General features: G+C 32.4%; 17 protein-coding genes. 12 read left to right on the forward strand and 5 right to left on the reverse strand.

From position 1 onward, the window contains the following. The first annotated feature begins 250 nt into the window (after positions 1-250). From D8M03_RS14945 to D8M03_RS18105, 5 genes are all read left to right on the forward strand, one after another. A complete protein-coding gene (locus D8M03_RS14945; protein ID WP_341943281.1) occupies positions 251-766 on the forward strand; it encodes an NfeD family membrane protein in 516 nt (171 codons plus the stop codon). A 15-nt stretch (positions 767-781) separates the two neighbouring features. After that, on the forward strand, positions 782-2,290 hold the full coding sequence (locus D8M03_RS14950) for a flotillin family protein (RefSeq protein ID WP_121215625.1): 1,509 nt from the start codon (positions 782-784) through the stop codon (positions 2,288-2,290). A 265-nt stretch (positions 2,291-2,555) separates the two neighbouring features. Beyond that, a complete protein-coding gene (locus tag D8M03_RS14955; protein ID WP_121215626.1) occupies positions 2,556-3,065 on the forward strand; it encodes a hypothetical protein in 510 nt (169 codons plus the stop codon). 193 nt (positions 3,066-3,258) lie between these two features. Beyond that, positions 3,259-4,503 carry a DUF4153 domain-containing protein gene (locus D8M03_RS14960; RefSeq protein WP_121215627.1) on the forward strand — a complete coding sequence of 415 codons (1,245 nt, stop codon included), beginning with the start codon at positions 3,259-3,261 and terminating at the stop codon, positions 4,501-4,503. A gap of 187 nt (positions 4,504-4,690) precedes the next feature. Next, positions 4,691-4,852 (forward strand): aminoglycoside 6-adenylyltransferase, encoded by a 162-nt coding sequence (locus tag D8M03_RS18105; protein WP_121215628.1) that lies wholly within the window; start codon positions 4,691-4,693, stop codon positions 4,850-4,852. Between the two features lie 208 nt (positions 4,853-5,060). On the opposite strand, the gene D8M03_RS14970 is transcribed toward D8M03_RS18105, so the two are convergent. Further along, positions 5,061-6,548: an SLC13 family permease gene (locus tag D8M03_RS14970; RefSeq protein ID WP_121215629.1), complete on the reverse strand. Its 1,488-nt coding sequence runs from the start codon at positions 6,546-6,548 to the stop codon at positions 5,061-5,063. A gap of 464 nt (positions 6,549-7,012) precedes the next feature. On the opposite strand from D8M03_RS14970, the gene D8M03_RS14975 reads away from it, so the two are divergent. Then, positions 7,013-7,819, forward strand: coding sequence for an aldo/keto reductase (locus D8M03_RS14975; RefSeq protein ID WP_121215630.1), 807 nt, complete (start codon positions 7,013-7,015; stop codon positions 7,817-7,819). A gap of 53 nt (positions 7,820-7,872) precedes the next feature. On the opposite strand, the gene D8M03_RS14980 is transcribed toward D8M03_RS14975, so the two are convergent. Continuing rightward, complete coding sequence (locus D8M03_RS14980) at positions 7,873-8,790, reverse strand: LysM peptidoglycan-binding and 3D domain-containing protein (protein ID WP_121215631.1); 918 nt, start codon at positions 8,788-8,790, stop codon at positions 7,873-7,875. Between the two features lie 484 nt (positions 8,791-9,274). Here D8M03_RS14980 and D8M03_RS14985 point away from each other — a divergent pair, with 484 nt between their 5' ends. The 4 genes from D8M03_RS14985 (at position 9,275) to D8M03_RS15000 (ending at position 15,500) form a co-directional block, all read left to right on the forward strand. Beyond that, a complete protein-coding gene (locus tag D8M03_RS14985; protein WP_121215632.1) occupies positions 9,275-11,686 on the forward strand; it encodes a P-loop NTPase fold protein in 2,412 nt (803 codons plus the stop codon). Positions 11,687-12,190: 504 nt separating this feature from the next. Next, positions 12,191-12,652: an N-acetyltransferase gene (locus tag D8M03_RS14990; protein WP_121215633.1), complete on the forward strand. Its 462-nt coding sequence runs from the start codon at positions 12,191-12,193 to the stop codon at positions 12,650-12,652. Between the two features lie 978 nt (positions 12,653-13,630). After that, on the forward strand, positions 13,631-14,743 hold the full coding sequence (locus D8M03_RS14995; RefSeq protein ID WP_121215634.1) for an AAA family ATPase: 1,113 nt from the start codon (positions 13,631-13,633) through the stop codon (positions 14,741-14,743). Between the two features lie 13 nt (positions 14,744-14,756). After that, positions 14,757-15,500, forward strand: a complete 744-nt coding sequence (locus tag D8M03_RS15000; protein WP_121215635.1) for a hypothetical protein — start codon at positions 14,757-14,759, stop codon at positions 15,498-15,500. A gap of 433 nt (positions 15,501-15,933) precedes the next feature. Here D8M03_RS15000 and D8M03_RS15005 read toward each other — a convergent pair whose 3' ends face one another. Together D8M03_RS15005 and D8M03_RS15010 are read right to left on the reverse strand one after the other, a co-directional pair. Next, positions 15,934-16,608 carry an ABC transporter ATP-binding protein gene (locus D8M03_RS15005; RefSeq protein WP_121215636.1) on the reverse strand — a complete coding sequence of 225 codons (675 nt, stop codon included), beginning with the start codon at positions 16,606-16,608 and terminating at the stop codon, positions 15,934-15,936. Beyond that, positions 16,609-17,730, reverse strand: coding sequence for an ABC transporter permease (locus D8M03_RS15010; protein ID WP_121215637.1), 1,122 nt, complete (start codon positions 17,728-17,730; stop codon positions 16,609-16,611). It abuts the gene before it with no gap. 203 nt (positions 17,731-17,933) lie between these two features. On the opposite strand from D8M03_RS15010, the gene D8M03_RS15015 reads away from it, so the two are divergent. Together D8M03_RS15015 and D8M03_RS15020 are read left to right on the forward strand one after the other, a co-directional pair. Then, positions 17,934-18,602: a response regulator transcription factor gene (locus D8M03_RS15015; protein WP_121215638.1), complete on the forward strand. Its 669-nt coding sequence runs from the start codon at positions 17,934-17,936 to the stop codon at positions 18,600-18,602. Then, positions 18,599-19,963: a sensor histidine kinase gene (locus D8M03_RS15020; RefSeq protein ID WP_121215639.1), complete on the forward strand. Its 1,365-nt coding sequence runs from the start codon at positions 18,599-18,601 to the stop codon at positions 19,961-19,963. The genes D8M03_RS15015 and D8M03_RS15020 overlap by 4 nt, the downstream gene beginning before the upstream one ends. 257 nt (positions 19,964-20,220) lie before the next feature. On the opposite strand, the gene D8M03_RS15025 is transcribed toward D8M03_RS15020, so the two are convergent. Next, on the reverse strand, positions 20,221-20,302 hold an 82-nt coding region (locus D8M03_RS15025), incomplete at its 5' end, for an IS3 family transposase (RefSeq protein WP_147404825.1).

Genomic DNA, 20,302 nt, shown 5'->3' on the forward strand with positions numbered 1-20,302 from the left:
AAAAATATGGGCGCAACCTTTTCGGAATGTTTGTCAAGAGCGATTGTCCCCTCGTTCGGAGAGTACTTATCGCCCAATACCTTGTGTTTTTCAATTTTTCATAGAAGTTTTGACACTACCTCATTAACCACATTTTACCATTAAATTAAGATTTGTGAATCTTTATTAAAAAATTTCTAAATATTTCGAAACCAAAACTAATCTCATTCGTATAGTAATTAACAACATAAAAAAGGAGGTGAAATTGGTAGTGGCGTCCATTTATTTAACTGTCATGATCATTGCAGGATGTTTAGCAATCGTTTATCTCTTATTCTCTGAACTATTTGATGGAGTTTTTGAGGGAATACCCTTTATCGACCCAGCAGTCATTCTTTGCTTTTTCACAATCGGTTCAGCAGCAGGGTTTTTACTCGAAAAGTTTACCTCTGTATCTACTTTGCTTACATTCATTCTAGCTAGTATTCTCTCTGCAGGAATTAGTGCACTTATTTATTTTTTCTTACTCGTTCCAATTCGTTCAGCGGAAAGTTCGCTTGCATATACGGAAGAATCCCTTTGTGGTCAAGTGGGGAGGGTGATTGTTCCCATTCCTGAAAATGGGTTTGGAGAAGTTGTTATTGAATCTGTCAACGGAATTATTACAAAACGTGCAACTGGTTATGACAATGAAGCGATTGATTATGACGAAGAAGTGCTAATCATTGAAGCAAAAGAAGGCACCATCTACGTAAAAAAGTACGAAGCGATTCAATTTCTATTCTAAGGTAGGGGGAGTTTTATGTTAACGACTATTATTGTGATTGGAATTGTTGTGTTTGTTCTGGCAGCCGTTGTTGCGGTGTATATTGCGAAATACAAAACGGTCGGTCCAGATGAGGCTTTAATTGTGACTGGTAGTTTCCTAGGTTCTAAAAATGTACATTCCGATGAATCAGGAAATAAAATTAAAATTATTCGTGGTGGTGGTACTTTCGTATTCCCAGTATTCCAACAATCCGAGCCACTTAGTCTATTATCTAGTAAACTAGAAGTTACAACACCTGAAGTATACACAGAGCAGGGCGTACCAGTTATGGCTGATGGAACGGCCATCATCAAAATTGGCGGATCCATCTCTGAAATTGCCACAGCTGCAGAGCAATTTTTAGGGAAAAATAAATCCGAGCTTGAAAATGAAGCAAAAGAAGTATTAGAAGGTCACCTCCGTTCAATTTTAGGCTCTATGACTGTAGAAGAAATCTATAAAAATCGTGATAAATTCTCTCAAGAAGTTCAACGTGTGGCTTCTCAAGACTTGGCGAAAATGGGATTAGTCATTGTATCCTTCACGATAAAAGATGTTCGTGATAAAAATGGCTACTTAGAATCATTAGGGAAACCTCGAATTGCTCAAGTAAAACGCGATGCCGATATTGCGACAGCTGAGGCAGAAAAAGAAACACGTATTAAAAAAGCAGAAGCGGAAAAAGAAGCACAAAAAGCAGAACTACAACGTGCAACTGAAATTGCGGAAGCTGAAAAAGAAAATCAATTAAAAATTGCAGAATACAAGCTCGAACAAGACAGAGCAAAAGCACGTGCCGACCAAGCCTATGAACTCGAGTCAGCAAAAGCAAAACAAGAAGTAACAGAACAAGAAATGCAAGTAAAAATCATTGAACGTCAAAAGCAAATCGAATTAGAAGAAAAAGAGATTTTACGCCGTGAGAAACAATACGATTCAGAAGTGAAGAAAAAGGCCGATGCAGATCGTTATGCCATCGAACAAAATGCAGCCGCAGTGAAAATGAAAGAATTAGCTCAGGCCGATGCGGAAAAATATCGTATTGAAGCCCTTGCAAAAGCAGAAGCGGAAAAAATTCGCCTAGACGGTCTGGCAAAAGCCGACTCTGAACGTGCACAAGGGGAAACAGAAGCAGAAATCATTCGTCTGAAAGGTTTAGCTGAAGCCGAAGCAAAACGTAAAATTGCAGAAGCCTTCGAACAATTCGGTCAAGCTGCTGTTCTGGATATGATCGTTCGCATGATGCCGCAATACGCAAAAGAAATCGCAAGCCCATTATCCAACATCGACAAAATTACGGTGGTCGACACTGGCAATGGAGAAGGTGGCGGTGCAAACCGTGTTACAAGTTACGCAACAAACCTAATGTCCTCCCTACAAGAAACATTAAAAGCGTCCTCTGGCATTGATGTGAAAGATTTATTAGAAAGCTTTGTTGGAAAGCAACAGCCGATAGAAGTGAAGGAAATACAGGAAGAAAAAGAAGAAAAGCAATTGGTGTAAAAATAAATAGTGTACAGACCATTTGATTTCTCGAGTAAACGGGCAAGCATTTCGCAAGCCCGTTTTTTTTGAATTGTTGTCGCAAATATAGTAGTTATTATTAAAACAAAAAATTGAGACCACGTGATTCAAAAATTACAAATGTGATAGCTAATTTTATATCCACCTATTCAATATGCAGTAATAAGGGTATTAGCCTCACTTTTTTTCAATTATTTATAATGATATACTTTTCTTGTGATATATTACAGGTTAGGGGAAATTTATGCAGGTGGAGACAACAAATACAATTGAAAAAAAAGTAGATGAATTAGAAATAAAATTTGAAGGATTAAAAGAAATAGTTGCAATTTATCAACACAACATCGATAACAATATTACTTGGTTTTATGCATCAATCGCAATTGTTGTAGCAATCCTTCTTGCATCACTTTATTTTCTAATAAAAAATGCTGTAAATGCAGGTATTGAAAAAGGAATTAAAGAAATTGATAAAAAAATAATAAAAATAATTAAAGAAAATCCTCCTTATCGTCATGCTAGAGGTAATACTAATGTGGTCGATAATCAATTTTTAATTACCGGACTAGAAGATTTTAACTTAGATGTTTTAGTAAGTTTAGAAGTATACAATCGTGATGGTAAAGAATTGTCGAGGAATATACAATTGGAAAATGAGTCAATCACAGTGAAACTAATGAGTTATGATCCTAAAGAAGATGGATTGACTGTTTACTGGAACATAGTTTGGAGAAATGGATACGAATTTTTATAAGTAATAAATAATGAAGCAAAATACATACTGTGTTTAGATTTAGCGCATTCCTTTTGAGTGAGGAATGCTTTTTTATTTGCTAAATAATAAAAATGTAATCTAAATTAACAAAAATTTATTGTAAAACGATAAATATTGAATAAGAATCATATTATTAAATTATAGATAGTTATAACTAAGAGGAGGTAGAACGATGGATAACAATAATTTAGTTGCTGAACATATTGATAATCCTCATGAGCTGGAGAGATTGTATCGAAATGATCCGAAAGTGTTTAAAAAGTTATTCTCTTTCGCATGGGAACAACATCCTGAATCCGAAGTTCTTCGTGTTTGGTATGAACGATTGCATTTTAAGGAGTCAACAAATACTGAAAAACCGCCTTTGCTTCAAAAAGGGTTCTTATTCATGGGGCTTCTCGCAATTCTTGCCGGGATAAGCTCGAGGATTATTTTTCATTTTGTTGAACAGGAGTCCATTGCTCCAATCAACATAGCTTTCGGGGTCATTCCTTTTATTGCTGCATATTTTGTTTACAAGAATAGACCGAAAAAAGGTATTATTTATTCCCTTGCAGCGTTGTTCGTTATTTCGGGAGTGTATATTAATACGCTACCATTAGATTATAGTGATAGTATTGTTCTTGTTTATTTACACATGCCCATCTTCTTATGGGTCGTGTTAGGCCTTGCTTTTACAGGGAATCATTTTGCAAAAGGGAATACAAGATTAGCCTATATTAAATTTAATTTGGAATTTGGTATTCTCTACGCAAGTATGGCAGTAAGTGGAATGGTGCTAGCATTATTAACGTTGAATTTATTTAGCTTTGTCGGCTTGGATATAGAAAACTTCTATTTTAGTAATGTTGTGTTATTTGGTGCTGCGGCTCTCGCTGTTGTGGCTGCATACCTTGTATCAATGAATCTTAAACTGGCAAAAAACATTACACCCTATTTAGCGAAAATTTTTAGTCCACTTGTCCTTGTGACATTGGTGGTTTATCTTATAACGGTAATTTGGGTCGGAAAAAATCCATTCTTGGATCGCGATTTCCTCATCGCTTTTAATGGAATCCTACTTGGTGTATTGGCTGTAACTATCTTTTCTGTTACAGAGAATGACACAAGTAAGAAGAAAAGTATTTCAGATTATATCAATGTGGCTTTAATTATACTTGCGTTACTCATTGATAGTGTTGCATTGTCAGCGATTGTTTTTAGGCTTTCATCTTATGGGATTACACCGAATCGACTTGCAGTTCTAGGCGCGAACATCCTGATTTGGGCAAATCTCATTTGGATTATGTTTTCCTATATCCGTTTCCTTCGAAATAAAACAGGAGCTCCCACAATCCAAGATGCGGTGACAAAATATCTCCCTATTTACGGAATTTGGGCAGCTATTGTCATATTTACGTTCCCGATTATTTTTTAATTTTAAAAGGAGGTGTTCAAAGAGTAATAATTTTTTGGACACCTGTTTTCTTTCTTGATAAATATCTCTTATGAATTATTGTTCCTGAGGTGGTTGTCACTATCCTCGTCGCAAAGGAGCTGTCTCAAAATAACTTTTCAGACAACTCCTTTTCATATAGTATATTGGAAAAAGAGGTGAAATTGTCATGAGAAGTGAAAAGGAAATGTTTGATTTAATACTAGGAGTCGCGCGGCAGGATGATCGAATTCGAGCAGCTTATATGTACTGTTCAAGAACCAACCTGAAATACCTTATACATGTGAGAGATACCAGTAGATGTGAAGGAAATCTTTTAATGGAATGGTAGAAGGATAGGTTAGTATGAAACGTATTAGTAGCAGGTATTTCAAGCTATCTTAAATTCGCCCTCAAAATTTTGATGATTTGCTCCCTGATTAATAGCACTTTAAATATAATATCTGTATATCGGGGGGGTTCTTATGTTACGATGTTGATAAAAAAGCCTTAAAGTATTTTTCAATCTTTAAGGCTCTATTTAAGAGAAGTTATTTAGTTTATAGAAGACCGATCCATTTCCAATAAGTTGCGCTTAAGATTAGTACGAGGATATAGGCACCAATCGTAAGTGGTATACCGGATTTTAAGAAGTCTTTTGTTGTAAAAGAACCTGTACCATAAGCAAGCATATTTTGTGGTGCACTTACAGGTAATAAGAACCCAAAGGAAATAACAAATTGCTGAATAAGGACAAAACCAATATTGTTCACATCAGGTAAAGTTGAGGCAAGCGCAATTAAAACTGGGATGAGCGCGGAAGCAAGACTTGTTGCACTGGCAAAACCTAAGTGAATGATAATATTAAATACTGTCACGAGTGCAATCGTTGCTAACAGTGGCATAGAATCTAACCCAATCGATCCAAATACCGCATCAGACAGCCACAACGCACCTTTTGTATTGAGTAGTACAGTTCCCAAAGAAATCCCTACTGAGAAGACGATAATCGTACCCCAGTCAATTTTGGCAGAGGCTTCTTTCCAATTGAATACACCTATCTTTGGTAATAGTAAGAAAGCGATTGCTGCAATAGTTACAGTAGTTGAATCAAACGGATGTAATTTTGTTTCTGTTGCCCATAAAAACAATAGAATTATACTTGTGATAATTAATGTTATTTCTTTACGTTTTAGTGGTCCTAATTCGCGCAATTGTTGATGAATGATTTCTTTACCACCATCAATTGTATCTGTTTCTGGCTTAATTAGTTTAATCATGACGAAGTACAATAAGACTGACATGCAAATTGAGAATGGGGCAGCATAAATGAACCAATCAATCCATGTCACATCTTGATTAAATTCAGAATTGATAAATCCAAGGGCAACTAAATTTTGTGCGGCAGCTGTTTTAATTCCGATATTCCATATAGATACTGCTTGGGTTGCTGTGATGACGAGAAGTGCTGCTAATCTACTTTCATTGGATAAACCAAAAGCTGCAACAATCCCTAATAAAATTGGTACGACTGCACCAGCACGAGCAGTTGCACTTGGGACGAAGAAAGCTAAAATAATTGAGACTAAAATTGCCCCAAAAACGATGGATTTCGTTTTTGTTCCAACCATTGATAAAATCCAAAGGGCGAGTCGTTTATGTAAATTTGTCACTTGCATAGCAGCTGCTAAAAATAGTGCTGCAGCTACCAATGCTACTGATGAACTACTAAAACCACCTAAAGCAAGTTTCAAAGCATTGGATGTTCCCATCGTAGTTGAAGGATCATCCATTGATGGAGACAATCCTAATAGAATAGAAAGTAAAACAATAATCATTGCAGAACTAACTGGATAAGATACTGCCTCTGTCACCCATAAAATGACGGCAAAGGCTAATATGGCAAGTGCACGTTGACCTACAATAGGTAAAGTACTGCCATCATTAGGGAGTAAACAAATGATAATGAGGGAAAGAAACGCAACAACAATCCATAAAGGTTTTAAGTTTCTTTTTTTTGTTTCTTCTCCAACTTTTTTTGTTGTCATAATACTGCCTCCTTTAATTGGCAAATCCATTCCTAATACTTATGAAGAAAAGTTTTAGTGTTATATTAGGAAAGTATATAACTATACTTTTATATTACCAATTTTTGAGAAAAATAGTTGAGTAGTTATTGAACAATTGTCGAACTTATCGTAAAAGATAAAATATAGTTAAATTCATATATAAGTTTGAACAAAGTGAATAATTAAGGGAATTCAAAACGTTGTACTGATTATGTGTATAAAATAATAATTTACATAATTTTTTTAATAGATATTTATAGTTCATCAACTATTTTGATTGGGTACGATTGAGTGCTTTTCAATAAAAAATTTGACTGAGAAGAGGTTTTTGATCAACTAAAGACTAGGACTTTATAAGATCATTAGCATATTTCATATTCCTTTCTGATATTTCCTTATTTTGTTATGATATTAGTAGTGAATAAAGGGGGAGTGCAGAAAATATGGAATACATTACATTGAACAACGGGGTAAAAATGCCGATCGTTGGTACAGGTACAAATACGTATGGAAAAGTAAATAACGACTATAATGGTGCGTTAACAAATGAAATTCCCGAACTCGAATCAGCACTTGAGTTGGGATATCGCTCAATCGACGCAGCGATTATGTATCGAAATGAACATCTAGTTGGACGAGTTTTAGCAGAAAGTACGGTACCTCGTGAGGAATTATTTATTACAACAAAAGTTCCAGCAAGCGAAGAATATGTTTCTTCTAAGGATGCGACTCGTGCAGCAATCGATAATAGTCTGAAAAACTTTCAAACAGACTACTTAGACCTATTTCTGATTCACTTCCCGATTGAAAACAAAGAACATTTAAAAAACACATGGGAAGTCTTTGAAGAATACTATGAGGCTGGTAAACTTAAAGCAATCGGGGTTTCAAACTTTGAAAAACATCATCTGGATGAGTTGAAAGAATTTGCGAAAGTGAAACCGGCTGTTAATCAAATTCAAATTAATTTAAAACAACCTAACAAAGAACTTCTTGCTATATGTAAAGAAGAGGGGATTACACCTGTTGCATGGGGACCTATGAAAGCAGAAGACCATCAAAAAGAAGTTTTGAATGAAATCGGTAAAGCCTACAATAAGACGGGTGCTCAAGTCTTATTGAGATATCAAATAGAGCGCGGTGTGGTCGTTATTCCGAAATCACACAATCCGGATAATCAAAGAGCGAATCTAGATCTTTTCGATTTTGAATTAACTACTGCTGATGTAGAAAAAATTGAAAACCTATAACTGTATAAAAAGAGAGCTTCCTCAAATTGAGAGGAAGCTCTTTTTAGAGAATACTAGTCTAAAATTTTAACTTTTACTTGTTTTACCCCGAAATCATTTGCCTCTTGTTTCGTCGGTACAAAGACATCGATGCGTTTGCCCTTAATCGAACCACCAGTATCTCCTGCGATTGCTTCACCATAGCCTTCCACATATACTTTGCTGCCTAGTGGAATAACAGTTGGGTCAACTGAGATGACTTTTGCATCTGGGTTTTCTTTTAAGTTAATTCCAGTAGATGTAATCCCTGAACAACCCTCACATGAAGCAGTATAGGCTGTAGCTTCCACTGTGATTTCTTTAACAGCTTCATTGTCTGCTGGAGCAATCTCAGTTTCTACTTTATTTGTAGATGGAGCAGGTGCTTTAGTCTCTGCATTTGTTGATGGAGCGGTTGGTTCAGTATTTGCTTTTTCAATAGATGGAGCAGGTTCCTTAGATTCTACTTTATTTGTTGTAGGTGCAGTTGGCTGAGTATCCACTTTACTTGTTGGGGGAACTGTTGCATTTTGACTATTTTCCTGTGATTTTGATGCAACAGGTTTCAACGTTTTTTCAATAACATTATTATTCTTTAAACCTTCAAAAATAACTAGTGTAGAATCAGGTTTAATAAGATCAGATTGTAATTGGTTCCACTCTTTAATTTGCGAAACTTTCACTTGATGATCGCGGGCGATATCCCATAATGTGTCACCATTTTTTACTGTATATTGTTTTTCCGTAACAATCGTTAGTACATCTCCAGGGTGTATCAGGTCTGTTGTTAGATGATTGAACTTTTTAAGATTTTCAACAGTTGTATTATTCGCACGGGATAAATCCCAAAGCGTATCTCCTTTTTCTACTGTAATCGTTGCTGCTTGTGCAGAAGTACCTAAAGTTATTGAGAGTACAGCAACTGGTACCATTGACATCATTTTTTTAAACATTTTTTTGCCTCCAATTCTGTGGTTGCTAATCTATTATAATCGTAGCATAGAATTTTCTAAGAAAAAGAACAGGAGGATGTTAATTCCTTTACTTCCATGGCGATTATATTTCAAAATTATGTCTATGTGGAAAGGAGTAAATAATAGTTGAAATAATATATAAGGAATTAATAAAAATTATTTTAGTTGTTAGAAGAAATTGGTAAATATTATACTTAAAACAAAGGATAACTAGAAGACCTAGAAAATATAAAATTAGAATAAGTAAGCACTTAAACTTTGACCGTTTAAAGAAAATGAAATAAAGAACTTAATTTTGACACTGTTAGAATTGTATCTTATTGATAAAGTACAGTCTTGATTAAAAAGGATAGTATTCTGTCTGTTATTCCTTCCTTCTAATTTACAATCTTAGGGCAAAAAGAGAACTAAATAAGGAAGTTTTTATTAAGATAACAAACTAGTTAGAAATTTAGGAGGTTTTATGAAATCAATAGTCAACAAAGCGATTATTTCCGCTTTAGTAGCATTTTTATTATTTAACTCAATTGAAATTAGCTGGATATACTATTTAATAGTATTTTTGGTAGTTTTTATCTTAGTTAGTACTAATTTTGCTTTATCTAAAAATCACAGCTTATATTATTCCATACTAACGATCAATTTTGCAGTATTTATTGTATATTGCACAATTATTCTAGTGAAAGAAGGAAGCATTACTCAAAACAGATTAGATCAACTTTGTTTTATAATAGTATTAGTAATATTGAGTATAATATCCTATTTAGTATTTATGAGTGGTATGACTAGGGAAAAGAAGAAAAATAGTAAATTAAACTTAATCTCTAAAAGAGAGAAGGATTTAAGTTTATTATTGAGTTATTTAGAGAATTTCGAAATAATTGGATTAAATGGAAGATGGGGGACAGGAAAATCATTTATTATAAATGCCCTTAAAGAGAGAATTAAAGATAAATATGAATTTATTGAGATAGATCTAATGACATGTAATTTAAATGAAATGCAACCTACTTTAATAAGGGCTTTTGAAGAAGTGATGTATAAAAACAAGATTCTACCAAAGTATGCAAATAAAATGAAAAATAATATTGAGTCTACTTCATTTTTCTCTAAGATACAAGATTTAACTAACCTAATTTTTTTAAATAGTAATTCCAAATCTGAAATACTACATGAATTTCAAAATGAACTAAAAAAGCTTGATAAAAAAATATTAGTCATATATGAAGATATAGATAGAATCTCAAATAAAGATGTTATTCAGGAAATCTTCTCAATTTCTGAAAAGATTTCAAATGAGAATATAAAGATAATTTATCAATATGATGAGATGGTTATAGAAAAATTAGGTTTTAAAGCAGATTATTTAGAAAAGTATATTCCTTTTAAAATCAATCTTACCGAGCTTCATTTTTGGGAAGTATTACAGTTTGTAATGAAGGAAATTGATGAGTCTATATTATCTATAAAAGATTTTAATTTTCTTAGGTATCAAGATCATCGCTTTAATGTGTTACAGGAATTTTTTGGATTTAAAGGAGAGTTTGTTGTTAATGTAGAATTTACTCCTATAAGAAAAGTAAAACAAATGATAAGTGAACTCTTAATGACACTTAAAATGAAAAAAGATTTGTATACCAACCATAAAGAAACCATAATTAGTTTTTATATTCTAAAACATTTGTATTCTGAAGCATATAAAAAATTAGATATTCGTCAAAGCTTATTAGAAACATTAAAATTTAAGGTAGATGATAAAAAATATACTATTATTCAGTTAATACAATTATTTAAAGAAAACCATATCACTTCAGAGAAGCTAAAAGAGATTTTTATTGACACAGAAAATCAAGAAAATTATGGGATTTTAAAATTATTCGATTATGAAATAATAAACCATGAAAATATTAAAGATGAAGATCAACTAAGTGAACGATTAGAAAAGGTAAAACATGCTAACGAGAAGATAGATAGAATTATTTGGCACCTGTTATATGAAGGAAAATCAATATTTACTGATTTTGAATTTGCAGTAAAAAAATTTAGTGAGGATGTTTTATCTAAACCAGTAGTAGAGCAAAAGAAGGCATTTCAAGATTTTTGGAATTATTTTTACTATTCAGATAAAATTGTTTTAGACAATACTTCTATATTTAAATTTGGTACTTCAAATTTCTTAGAATTATTCAAATGCTTCAAGGTAGCGAATATTGACAATGATATTCAAATAAAATTGATTGATTATTATTTCAATAATACTAATAATGAATTTAACTTAGAGGTAATAAAATGCATGAATTATTGTCCCCTACATACGACCAAAGAATATTTAAGGATTCTGAATCATTTAAACTCCTTACAAGTTGTGGGAAATTTAAGTAAAAAAGAAGAGTTTGCGGTGTTTCTAAATAAGTATATTCATTCATTAACTAGTTTAGGGTACATTCATTCTTATAAGTATTTTTATGATATAAAAGACTTTCTAAATAATTCGGACTATATATTATTAAAATTTAGGGATTTACTAAAAGATTTGGAGAAAGTAAAGTTACGACATCAGAAGTTTGGAATTTTAACTACAATTGAAGATTTAGACGTTATCATTATTTTTATAGAGAAAGTTACTGAAATCTTAAAATGTACTAAAGAAGTTAAAATTGAGAATCGTCCATTTGTCAATACAGAATTTAGAAGTAGAAAAATCAATCAAGAAGAATTCAATCGATTAAAACTATTAATTGAAATAGAAGATCCTAATAGAATTGAAGAAATTAAAGCTAGTTATGAAGAGGAAAAAATTAATTTTTATGAAGCAGATGAATTATTAAAAGTAGAAGAGCACCGGTTTAAAAAGCAGAAGAAATTGCCTTTGTAATTAATTTATAGTGAATGCTACCTAGAGAAATTATAGGACAGCATTTCAATATAATGGGTACTACATAAATAAAGTAAGTCTATTCGAAACTAATAAATTTAAATTTTATATTGTGATTTCTGTTCAAGAATAATTTTACTCTTATATCATATCTTGATATTAATATAGAACTCAAGTAACCAATTAAAGACTCAAAACACAAGAATTTGTTTGTCATGGGTTATCGTGACATGAGCAATGTTTTGGTTTTTTACTTTTTCTTGAATACCTTACTACTTTAAAATGCATGATGTCAAAGTTTTACAGTTGGTTAGTTGACTATTCTAATTTGCGAGTCATTCCTTTTACAGAGAAAGTTCCTTTTTGTTAAAGGACATATCGTTATGTTTGTTTTATTTCGTATATTCTAAAAATGAAAAAGTAATTGCGTAATAAAACTATTTATTGCATATTTATAATATGTTATTTTTAGAATATTGAAAAATAGAGTATGGGAGATATGGTATGCGAATCAGTAATGCGAGAACTGAGGATGTCTATGCAATCTATGAATTAATTAAATACTATTCTGATAGAGAGATTGTTTTACCTCGACCATTATTATCAATATATCAACAGTTGCAATGTTTGTATGTTGTTAAGGAAGATGACAAGGTTGTTGGAGTAGCCGGATTACATGTTTTAGGAAGAGATTTAGCAGAAGTGCGTTCTTTGGTTGTTCATCCTGACCATCAAGGAAAAGGAATAGGTCGAATTTTGGTTGAACATATTATAGAAGAAAGTCCGAAATTAGGAGTAGAAAGATTAATCTCTTTAACGTATCAAGTTGAATTTTTCAAAAAGTTAGGATTTCAAATGGCAGTTAGGGATGATTTACCTGAAAAGGTTTGGACTGATTGCGTAAACTGTCCAAAAATTAATAACTGTGATGAAATTGCTTTGGTTAAATATTTGAACATTAGATAAATGGATTAAAAGTGGGTGTAATTTTACATCCTATAAAGCCATTCATAAAAAGAAGCAGATATAATTGCCAAAGATTCACCATATGGCCAAGCTGCGTACTTCTTTCGAATGGTGCAGAAGATTAATGATGTTATTGTGTAGCTATTCAAATTTAGGTTATTAAATTATGAAGAATAGTAATAGTAGTACACAGATTCTAATAAAAGATGTAACTGTTCAACATAGGAATAAAGAAAAGAGAATTTCAAACAAAAAAACTTATATCTATTATTTGGGCATTTCGAACAACGAAAATACCAAAGTTCTTTAATAGAATTATGTTAATCATTTTTTTCTTCTGAATATAAAGTATTTAATACTTATATTAATTTCCGTAAATGTTTTGAAGTTTTCGTTTGCTTTCTACGTGATTTGCACTATTTAGATAATCTAGCAGATTTTTTTAGATTTATAATATGTTTGTTAAGGTTGACTCCCTTTAAGCATTTTACTGCTTAAGGGGTTCTTTTTATTTATTCAGTCAGAGTGTTAAAAGAACAGAATATTCCAAAATTCTTATTATGCGCATCGGTAAAATCCCATAGTGTATTTCTTTTTCTACTGTAAGCATTGTAGCTTAAATAGTCGTACCTAAAATTATTGAGAATAATGCTACTTGTACCAAAGTCTTCATTTTTTAACCATTTAAATGTATCCAATTTTTTGGTTGCTATTCTTTTATTATCGTAGCATAGAAGTTTCTGAGAAAAAAAGAGGGAGATGTTAATTCGTTTAGACCTGGTTAATAGTATTTCAATTTTATGTCTTTAGTGGAAGGAGTGAATATGGACGCCCAAATGATATGTATTGGGAATTGAAAGCCCTTAATATTCCTATATAAAGGATAAAAAAAGTAATCATTCATTACAATAGAAGTATAGAAAGATTTTTGTTATCATAAACTATAGAGACGTAAAAAAATTACGGAGGGGAAATAAAGTGCTCCATAAATTTAAAGTTGAAAATTATAAAATATTTGATGAACCTGTTTCAATTGATTTTTCTAGAGTGCGTGATTATAAGTTTAATGAGGATTGTATAAATAATAATACTATATTTAAAGCTATGTTGTATGGAAAAAATGCAGTTGGAAAAACAAGCTTTGGTCAGGCTTTGCTTGATATAAGAAATACAATTTTACCGAATGACGTCCAAAATATTAGTTCAATTGCATTTTTAAATGCTAATTCACAAAAGGACCATGCTCGTTTTGAATATACTTTCGAAATTCATGGGATTAAGGTGGAGTATATTTATGAGAAATATGAGCCAAATAAGCTTAAGTATGAGTATTTAAAATTCGAAAATGAAATCTTATATGAATACGACTTTAAAAAAAATAAAGGAAATTTTAATAATCTGAAGAAATATAAAGATGTAGAAAATTTAAATTTAGATGAATGGAATGGTGAAATTTCAATACTAAGGTATATTTTAACAAACTCAAAATTAAAAGATCTTAATGTATTAAAAAAACTTAGTGATTTTGTTTCCGGGATGGCAATGCTTAAACCATCTGAGGATATTGTGAGGTTCAAGGGACCAAGAATATTAAAAAACAGAATTATAACAAGTATTATTGAAGAGAATTTAGTAGAAGATTTTGTTAAATTTTTAAAAAGTGCAGGTTTGGAAATAGATTTGAAGGTAGGGGAAAAGCCTGATGGAGAAAAAGCATTATATTTCAACTATAAGAAACCCTTAGAGTTCATTGGGCATGCTTCTAGTGGAACTAGAGCATTAACTTCATTATATTGGATTATCCATTGTTTAAGTGAAATTAAATTTTTATTTGTAGATGAATTTGATGCTAATTTCCATTTTGAATTAGCAGAATATATGTTAGAAAAATTTAAAAGCTTAAATGATTGTCAAATATTAATAACGACTCATAATACAGATTTAATGAGTAATAAATATATGCGTCCAGATTGTTATTATATAATGATTCCGAATAAAATAACATCCATTGCAGAAGCATCTTTAAGAGAGTTAAGACAAGGTCATAATTTAGAAAAACTTTACCAAAGTGGTGAATTTAATGGGAGATAGTGAGTGATTAATTTTGGGAAAATCCAAGGTTTTACTTGTTGTTGAGGGTGAAAAAGTAGAAAAGGAATTATTTGAACATTTCTATAGTTTATATGGAATGCAAGATGTTGAAATAGTTGCTTACAGAACAAATATATACGCTTTTTATAATCGTTTAAGAAATGATTTTGGAGACACTGATGGGAAGATTGTCTATGATTATATTGATCTTCCCTTATTTTTAAATGATTATTTAGGATTAGAAGGCGATCAGTTATTAAACGATTATGATTTTAAAGATAAAATTTTAATATTCGATTATGATCCACATGATCCTCAATATTCGTTGGAGAAATTAGAAGAATTGCTCAGTAATTTTTCTAATTCTACTGAGCTAGGTAAATTATACTTAAATTATCCAATGGTTGAATCGTATAATGATTTAAGTTCATTTAACGAAGATGAATTTATTAATTATTCAATACATATAGATTTGGTTCGAAATCGGCGAGGGAAAATTAGTGAGTATAAAGCGTATGTTGATTCTAGAACATGTATAAAAAATATAAAAGATATAGATAATGAGATTGCGAATTTGTTATTTAAACTGCATTCCAAAAAATTTTGTTCAATTGTTGGAATAGATGAATGCGATGGAACAGATGGACATGTTTTATTATGTAAAAGACAATCAGAGAATTTAGAAAAAAATGAACTTATTTGGGTGATTAATACAGGTATTTTGCATCTTTATGATGAATATGGATTTATAAAATAGTGTATATTCAAAATTAGAAAATGAAAAATCTATTCTAACTTTTATAAGTAGTTAAATCTTAAAACTTATGGAACACACATATATGCTTTTATCAAAATAAATGGTAGAGTTGCTTCCGGAAGTTCGGTTGTCTTCATAAAGTAGAACTAAGGCCTCTTGGTATTAACAAGGGTTTTTATTTTGTCATTTTAACCAACTCAAAAGCATGGTTAAACGTTTCTAAATATCATTTTAACTTAAATATTTGCGAATGAAATGAGATAAATATCTTTTGTAAATGTTTTAATAACGGAGATTTCATATACAAAAAGTAAGTTCAACTGATTCAGTTATGTTCTGATAGTAGGAGAGAGGTATAGAAAAATATATTCTGCTGGATTAAAAAATCAGCTACCCAAGTCCATAAAAGAACTCAAGTAGCCAATTTAATAAATTATTTTTGTAGTGTTAACACGCCATCTTCCATGCGGTATACTTTGTCACAAAACTCAAGCATACGTTCGTCATGGGTTACCATGACAGCGGCTTTGTTACGACCTTTTACTTCTTTGCGAATTTGCTTCACTACTTCAAAGGCACGGTTTGAGTCTAAGCTTGCAGTTGGCTCGTCGGCTAAAATGATATGTGAATCATTCACAAATGCGCGGGCAATCGCTACACGTTGACGCTCACCGCCGGATAATTCATTAGGGAACTTGTTTAATTTTTCACCTAGTCCTAAGCTCGTTAATAACGATTTTGCAAATTCTTTATCTTTCTCCGTTACTTTTGATTTCATTTTACGAACAAGTAATAACTGATCTAATACTGTTAAATAAGGAATTAAATTTGACGTTTGTAAAATGAAACCAACGTCTGTTAAACGAAAACTTGAAAGATCTTTTTCTTTCATTTTTCCGATATCCGTACCATTAACTAATACATCACCTGAAGTTGGTTGAAGTAACGCTCCAGCAATGGAAAGTAATGTACTTTTCCCAGAACCAGATGGACCGATGATGGCAATAAAATCTCCTGCATTTACAGTAAGGGATACATTTTTTAATGCATTTACTGTTGAATCGCCTTCTTTAAATGATTTGTTTACATTTTTAAGTACTAAGCTCATTTATTCCACTCTCCCAATTGCTGTTAAAGGATCAATTTTCGATACTCGACGTGCTGAGATGACAGAACCTAAAACAGATACAATTAATAAGACAACGGCATATAAAATCACCATTTTAAAGTCTAAACTAAATGGCATGCCTTCCGGGAATACTAGCGCTGTTAAATACGTTAATATGATCCCTGCAATAATGCTAACAAGTGATAACACAAATACTTGTGAGATGATTGAGTTTTTAATAAAGCGATCAGATGCACCAATTGCTTTCATTACACCGAATTGCTGTGTTTTTTGTAAAATGAATACATAGAAGAACACGGCAATAATTACAGCTGAAATCGCGAATAAGAAGGCAAGCATCATATAAATTGTTCCGCTTTCTTCTTTATAACCAGGCATTCCCATAATAGCTTCTGATTTCGTGAATGTTTCAATTAAATTATAGTTTTTTTCAATTTGTTCACCATCAATATTTGCACCTTGTAATGCAATCATGGAAACTGGATCTACTAAACCGTTATCCGCACCAGGCGCTGCAAATGCATAAGATTGCCACGTTTCAACATGTCCAAAAATTGTAGGTAAATGGTTAAATGTTTCGCCTTTTGTATAACCGATTACTTTAAGTTCTAAATTTGAACTTGTCACAATAATCGTATCACCAATGTCATAACCTTTTTCATGTAGCGTTTCATCGATTAAAACACCAAATTGATCATTTGGATCTAATTGTTTACCTTCAACAACTGTAGGTTCGATAAATTTACCAGGTTCAATTCCGATAAATGTTACATCATTTTTTTCTTGTTCATCTGCTGATTTTTCATTACGTACAATAATTGTGGATTGTCCGAATTTTGCAGCTTCATCAACACCGTATTTTCCTTCAACATCGTCTGCAATGCTTCCACTTACTTTAGTTTTCATCATGGCAGCTGCAGAGCCTTCTTCATAAATAAATAAATCCCCATCAATATTTTTCATTGTTGCGGCAGCTAATGAGGATAACCCATTACCAAGACCAGATAAAATAAAAACAAGCCATGCAATTAACATAATAATTGCACCAATCATTGCAAAGCGTGTTTTCGAATGCTTCATTTCTTTAATTGCTAAAAACAATGTCTTTTCCTCCTGTGACATAGAAATTTGAAACTATTTGTCGAATTGAAGTATAGGTTATGAATATAAACTTTATATAAACTTTTGAAATTTAATTTAGGTTGACAGATAGAATGAAGCAATTTAAAGTCTAATTTTGAATATGTAAAAATAGATTTGGAACTGTTTGACGCAACGTATTTTACAGAAAGGCTGTGACGAATATGCGAATTTTAGTTGCAGATGATGATCCATTTATTCATAAACTCATTGGTATTCATCTTAAAAAAGAAGGCTTTGAACCTGTATTTGCAAGCAACGGTCTTGAAGCACTTGAGGTCGTAACTGAACACGAATTAGATTTAGCCATAGTAGATGTCATGATGCCGAAGATGGACGGGATTGCATTAACGGAACGATTAGCAACGGAAGGTATTCCAGTATTGATGCTAACGGCAAAAATGTCCCTAGAAGATAAAGAAAAGGGTTTCTTAGCTGGAGCAGATGATTATATGGTAAAACCCTTTGAGCCGAAAGAGTTGCTGTTTCGTGTACGAGCCATTTTACGACGCTCTGAGAAGCTTGAACGAAATCATATTCGACTTGGCAATATGCTAATTAATCGCCAAACCTTTGAGGTAAGAGTAGGAGAACAAGTATTGCTATTACCTTTGAAGGAATTTGAACTATTAAGCATTATGTGTAGCAAAGCAGATATGGTCTTTTCCCGTGATCAATTAATGGAACAAGTATGGGGCTATGATTACGATGGAGATGATTTTACACTGACAACTCATATAAAACGGTTACGCTCCCGTTTAGAGGAAGTTCATGCTAATGTAAAAATTCTAACGGTGCGGGGAATTGGCTATAAGGTTGAGGAAATCCAATGAAAACATTATATAAACAATATATTGTTGTGACATTATTAGTCATCATTGCGAGTCTTGTGATATCAATGCTTTTACTTGGACAACTTTATAATAATAAAATTAGGGTTGATACAGATAAGGAACATTTAGAAATTGCACATGAAGTAGTCGACATAGTAAAAACAATGCCTGTTGAAAGCTTGGATGACTATTTTCAATCAGTTGCGAAATTAGGTTATCAGCTTGTAATCGTTGACGAAAGCAAAAAGGTAACAAGTTATGGTGCTAAATTTGCCGATATGACAATAAATGAAGAGATGACGTCTATTATCGGTTCAAATGATATTTATCACGGCATCCGTAATTATAAGCAAAATTTTTCCATTTTTAATCATTACGCAAATGATGTACAAAATACAATCGGTGTCCCATTTCAAGTTGAAAATAAAAATTACGCCATGTTTATTCGTATGGACAATGCATCGATGTTTACGGAAATGCATTATTTGATTGTTGGATTCTTAATAATTTGTGCCATTATTATTTTTATCGCAATGGTTTTATTGGCGCGCCAACTCGTTCAGCCATTAAAGAAATTACAACAAGCAACGGAACAAATTGCCCAAGAAAACTATGATATACAATTAGACATTTATCGGGAGGATGAACTGGGTCAGCTCGCTTTTCAATTTCAAAAAATGGCCCAGCGTTTGAAGGAAAATGACCAGTTAAAAAAGGATTTTATCAATAATGTATCCCATGATTTTCAATCGCCGCTACTGAATATCCAAGGCTATGCAAGTGTATTAAAAGATGCGGAAAATACAGAAGAAGAACGCATCCAATATTTAGAAATTATTGAGCAAGAAACGAAACGGTTGTCAGCACTGACAAAGCAGTTATTGTTACTCAGCTCACTGGATCAAAAGAATTTACCGATTGAGAAAAAGAGATATTACCTCGATCAGCAGCTGAAGGAACTTTTATTTACGAAGCGCTGGTTATTAGACGATCAGCAAATGGAACTGATATATGAACTTGAGCCTATTGAAATATATGCAGACCAACATTTGATGGAGCAAGTTTGGGATAACCTGTTGTCTAATGCCATTCGCTATAGTGAGCCAAAAGGGAAAATTGTAGTGACGTGTTATCGGGATAATAATACAGTGGTTGTTTCGATTCAGGATGAAGGCATTGGTATTTCAAAAGATGATCTTGAAAGAGTCAAGGAACGATTCTACCGAGTGGATGCGTCTCGCACGAATCAAAGCAGTGGCTTAGGCCTTGCCATTGTAACCGAAATCGTTGCGCGGCATAACGGAGAATTTTTGATTGAAAGTGAATTAGGAAATGGGACAACCGTGACAGTGAAGTTGTAGGAATTGGGGTAGGGAGGTGAGAATTCATTTTCCCTACTTTTTCTTTGATTTCTATTAAGTGTTTGGAAATTTCTATAATTCGTTTGAGATTTTCTATTATCCGATTCAATTCTTCTATTAATTAGGTGATATTTTCTATTATTCAAATTGATTTTTCTATAAACTTTTCGATGGAGAAGTTAATCGAAACATCAAAAAAGCAGGCACACGTCCAAGGAAATGAAGTGACCCCTAAAAGTTAGACACGGTTATTTCATTTAGGCAGCGGTTTGGGCATGAGTTCGATATTGAATCGGACTCATGCCTTTCAATTTTGCCTTAATACGTTTCGTGTTGTAA

The organism is Ureibacillus endophyticus (assembly GCF_003628435.1).
Classification (GTDB): Bacteria; Bacillota; Bacilli; order Bacillales_A; family Planococcaceae; genus Ureibacillus; species Ureibacillus endophyticus.